Consider the following 4,342-nt stretch of genomic DNA (forward strand, 5'->3'; position numbering starts at 1 on the left):
CCTGGGACCAGATGTGTCATATTATTTTATTAAAGACGATGAAATAAGAGAGTTTTTCTCTAAAAATCAGGAGGGTTTTTGAAACGAGTGAAACGAGTTTCTTCTTGTCTTGATACTATAAAAAACAAAGTTATATAACATAAGACGACTTATCGGAAGTTATCTATCATCGTATATTCGGAGATGATATAATATACAGGTCGCCTATCTCTCAGGCGTCAATTCAGACGCAGAGAGGAGGTGCATTACTTTGCTAATCATTTTCGTTCACATCATAGCACCAGTCATCAGTGGCTGTGCTGTTGCGTATTATACTTATTGGCTTAGTAAACGCAACAAATAATTAATAGGCGACTTTATAAGCCAGCATCGAAAAAATCCCCACACTATTGCAGTAGTGTGGGGATTGGTGCATTAATTGTTAATCATTTTCGTTATCTAGATTATAACACTGGTTAGTAGAGGAATGCAAAAAGATAATATTTTAAGTAGTCTTTTTGGATATTATCATATGATATATTTATGTAAATTGATTTTTTATTAAAGGAGCATATATGAGTAATACTAAAATTAAATATCAAATTTTTATTTCATCAACTTATTTAGATTTAATAGAAGAGCGTCAAGCAGTAGTAGAAGCAGTTTTAAACAGTAATAATATTCCAGCAGGTATGGAACTTTTTAACTCAAGTAGTAAAAGCCAATGGGAAATAATAACACAATGGATCAATGAATCAGATGCAGTGATATTATTGTTAGGTTCTAGTTATGGAACAATTGATAGTGAAGAAAATATTAGCTATACAGAAATGGAGTACAATTTTGCTAAATCTTTAGGTAAACCTATATATGTTTTTGAGATGAATAAAGCATCTACCGAATCCGCGGAAAAGTCTAAAAAATTAGATGAGTTTAAGACAAAAGTTAAAGAAAATAGACTAATTAGTCCAAATATTAATGATATTTCGGAATTAAAAAGTAAAGTATCTCAGACTTTAATGCAAAGTGTACCTAGTGAAATTAAAGAAAATAGTGGATGGATAAGAGTACAGGATTGTGGTAAAAATGTAAAAAAATTAAAAAAATTGGATGCTATACAAAGAGATTTAGATACATATGATTTTTTGAAAGAAGAACTTTATAAAATATTCATGTATGTAAAAACTTTTTATTTCCAGCACACACCATTTGATGATAGTTATATTGAAGATATAGAAAACTACCTGCTAAATTATGAAAATAATCCACATAAATCATTCATGAAAATAAAAGTTTATGATTATAAAAACTTTTTAAAACATTTAAAAAACATATTGATTTTAATTAAACAAGGAAAAAAGCCATTAGCTCAAGCCGGTCATTTTAAATTAAGCTTTTACGAAGAGGATTTAAAATTGTTACAAAAAAATTATAAGACTACGCTAGTCGATATTAAAGGATTGAATAAACATTTTTATAAGGAATGTGATAGGTGCTTAAAAGCATATAATATTTTTATTGAGGGTATAAATAAACATTTATATGAATGATATAAGTACACCCTAATCATACATATATAATTGTTGTCACTTTACTCGATATATGAGAATGACTTTACCTAATAAATGAGAAAAGCAACGCACTATATTAAAATGCGTTGCTTTTTCTATTATCGAATACCTATAACTAAACTATCTCTAGCTGTTTCTACAACTTCTGTACTTATTTTATCTAAACCATTTATATCCATAATTCTGTCTATCTGCGCAAATAAACGATGAATCAGCCTAAAATTCCCTTTTGTAATTTTAATAATCGTCGTTATTGCCTCATAATCAGTAAAGTCTTCGAGTTTTAAATCAAATCCTAAGTCTTGCCACTTATATTCTAATATATGATGCGTCTCATCTTTACTTAGATTATCAAATTCATGCGCAAAACCTATACGCGAATATAGTTGAGGATAACGAGATAGTTTTTTCTCTATACCCGGCATACCAATAAATATCATTGCTAAATTATGTTCATCATAAATAGCTCTTAATTGCTCTAAATGTTGCACTTTAAGGCGATCAATCTCATCTACTATAATTAAATCAATATATTTAAACATATCACTATAATGTTTACTATGTTCATGTCCATACTTATTTACAACATGTAATTTTTGACCCAAATCAATGATTGCAGTAATACTATATAAATCATTCCTTAATTTAGTTTGTTTTTCTGCTGGTGCATTATAAAATATTTTATCCACCGATAGTATGTCATCGGTCGTTTTACTAGCTAAATCTTCCCAACCTCTATGGTTAACTTGTTTTTCAATAGTATCCCAATTTGTGTAATACCTAGACGATAAAGTTTTTCCGACACCAGGTTGACCATAACATATACCAATATACTGATATTTAATACAAGCATCACAAAATTCAGCAAAGCGTTTATACTCTTTCGTTTCAATGAAATTTTGATTTTTAGTCATTACGATATCTCTTTAATTTTTTGACGTTTTTAGTCGTTTCTTGAGGTGAATAACCACAATTTTTTTCTTCCTTAATTAATTCCGTGGTACTTGGACTAGCAATATTTTGTTTTAAGTGTTTTCTTCTCTGACTACGAGCGTGCTGTATGTCTTTTATATCTATGGAGTAATCAGCTATTTCTGGACATATAGCAGTACAAAGAAATTCATCTCTATAAAACACACGTATTTCAGCCATATCATTTGGGTTATAACGAATCAGTACATATTCACCTACATAAGCTTCTAGATTAGTATTACTGTATCGAAAACCTTGAAAATGAATGCCATCTGAATGAACTTTTCTAGATTTAGGTATTTCCAACAATAATAAATCAAGTTGTTCTAAGCTACTTGGCATATTAGGGAAAAAGTGATTACTATTCCAATGACTGATAGGCGTGGTATGAATAGTACTATGTTCTTTTTGATTATAATCTTCAATTAAAAAGTAACGTAATTTTTCTTCAAAATTGTGAAAATTTATTAGATTACTAGGAGTATCATTATTGTTTATATATCCAGGCAGTTGTTCTAAGAAAGTTTGATTAACTGTCTGAAAGAATCGTTCTATTTTTCCACGACCACGAGGAACACCAACTTTCGAAAACATCAAGTTAATTTTCAAATCAATAGCGACTTGTTCCATATGATGTGAAGTAAAGTCACTTCCATGATCTGTGTAGAATTTTTCGGGTATACCACACACTGGCCAATTGGTATCATTTTTATTCCATATTGCTTGGTGTAGTGTTAATGCTGTGTTTTGAGCATTGGGGGGCATCAAAACTTAAGAAATAGCCTGCAATTGCACGACTATAGTCATCCATAATAATAGTTAGCCATGGTCTATTGATATTACCTTTTTGGTCTAATATAAAGATATCTAGCAAAGTATGGTCTGCTTGCCATATTTCATTGGGTCTCGAGGATTCTCTAATTTGTATTAAATCGTACTTATTTTGATAGTATTTTTCACCCTGATGAGAGAAATCAATAACAGACTTAGGCATCGCTTTAATAACACTATAAATTTGTTTATAACTTGGTATATCAAAATTATTTTCTTTACAGTAATTAGTGATTTTCCTATGAATTGTGGCTATACTATTTCTTTTATTCATAAGCGCAAGGCGTTCAATTTCATCAATTATCTTTGGTTCTATTTTACGTGTTCCTTTATCAGCTCTTGTCGCATAGATTAGTCCTTTAAGTCCTTGTTCTTTATATGACTTATTCCACCTATAAAGGGTGCTTAACGCAATCCCTTTACTTTTAGAAATACTTGATAAAGATTGTTCGCCTAGGATAAAAGGTTTTATAATATTGTACTTTTGAGTAGCTTTTTTACGTTTGGCTTCAGAAAAATTAGTTAGATACTTCTCCTTGTTTTTCATCTTCCTTGTCCTCCAATTTATTGAGGTAACGATAAATTGTTGTACGTGAAACATGCCACTGTTCTGCAATTGTCTTAATTGGCGTGCCATTATCATAAAGGGTCTTAAGTAAGTTTAAATCTTTTTGATTTAATTTTTCTGGTCTGCCTCCATATCGGCCTCTAGCACGTGCTGCAATTCGGCCAGCTGAAGAACGCTCTAAAATTAAATTACGTTCAAATTCTGCAAATGCTGCGAATAAATGAAATAATAATTGTCCAGTTGAACTTGATTTATCCATTGTTATATTTTCTTCTAAACTATGGAAACTTACACCTCGTTCGTTAAGCTCATTAACTAATGTGATTAAATCCTCCATATTACGTCCCAATCTATCTAATCTCCAAACAACAATAGTATCTCATGACCTCGCAAATTCAATTTCTTTATCTAAACCAGGTCT

At 30.4% G+C, this 4,342-nt stretch carries 5 protein-coding genes and 1 pseudogene; 2 read left to right on the plus strand and 4 right to left on the minus strand.

Annotated features, from left to right (window positions below):
- Positions 1 to 250 precede the first annotated feature (250 nt).
- Complete coding sequence (locus AB0H81_RS43980) at positions 251 to 343, plus strand: type I toxin-antitoxin system Fst family toxin (RefSeq protein WP_001791613.1); 93 nt, start codon at positions 251 to 253, stop codon at positions 341 to 343.
- Between the two features lie 211 nt (positions 344 to 554).
- Positions 555 to 1,529 (plus strand): DUF4062 domain-containing protein, encoded by a 975-nt coding sequence (locus tag AB0H81_RS43985; RefSeq protein WP_000072391.1) that lies wholly within the window; start codon positions 555 to 557, stop codon positions 1,527 to 1,529.
- A 119-nt stretch (positions 1,530 to 1,648) separates the two neighbouring features.
- Here AB0H81_RS43985 and AB0H81_RS43990 read toward each other — a convergent pair whose 3' ends face one another.
- The 4 genes and pseudogenes from AB0H81_RS43990 to AB0H81_RS44005 form a co-directional block, all read right to left on the minus strand.
- Positions 1,649 to 2,464, minus strand: a complete 816-nt coding sequence (locus AB0H81_RS43990; protein WP_000164958.1) for an AAA family ATPase — start codon at positions 2,462 to 2,464, stop codon at positions 1,649 to 1,651.
- Entirely contained in the window at positions 2,457 to 3,287 is an 831-nt protein-coding gene (locus AB0H81_RS43995; protein WP_001566955.1) for a Mu transposase C-terminal domain-containing protein, read from the minus strand. The genes AB0H81_RS43990 and AB0H81_RS43995 overlap by 8 nt, the downstream gene beginning before the upstream one ends.
- Positions 3,232 to 3,900 (minus strand): DDE-type integrase/transposase/recombinase, encoded by a 669-nt coding sequence (locus AB0H81_RS44000; RefSeq protein ID WP_001566954.1) that lies wholly within the window; start codon positions 3,898 to 3,900, stop codon positions 3,232 to 3,234. Before AB0H81_RS44000 ends, AB0H81_RS43995 begins: the two co-directional genes overlap by 56 nt.
- Positions 3,872 to 4,342: pseudogene (locus AB0H81_RS44005) on the minus strand (recombinase family protein); the annotation flags it as partial. The gene AB0H81_RS44000 and the pseudogene AB0H81_RS44005, both read right to left, overlap by 29 nt.

This window comes from Nonomuraea sp. NPDC050691, from assembly GCF_040654455.1.
Taxonomy (GTDB): domain Bacteria; phylum Actinomycetota; class Actinomycetes; order Streptosporangiales; family Streptosporangiaceae; genus Nonomuraea.

Excerpts from the sequence above, each read along its gene's own strand:
- AB0H81_RS43985 (WP_000072391.1), top strand. The coding sequence starts at position 555 with ATGAGTAATACTAAAATTAAATATCAAATTTTTATTTCATCAACTTAT.
- AB0H81_RS43990 (WP_000164958.1), bottom strand. The coding sequence starts at position 2,464 with ATGACTAAAAATCAAAATTTCATTGAAACGAAAGAGTATAAACGCTTT.
- AB0H81_RS43995 (WP_001566955.1), bottom strand. The coding sequence starts at position 3,287 with ATGCCCCCCAATGCTCAAAACACAGCATTAACACTACACCAAGCAATA.
- AB0H81_RS44000 (WP_001566954.1), bottom strand. The coding sequence starts at position 3,900 with ATGAAAAACAAGGAGAAGTATCTAACTAATTTTTCTGAAGCCAAACGT.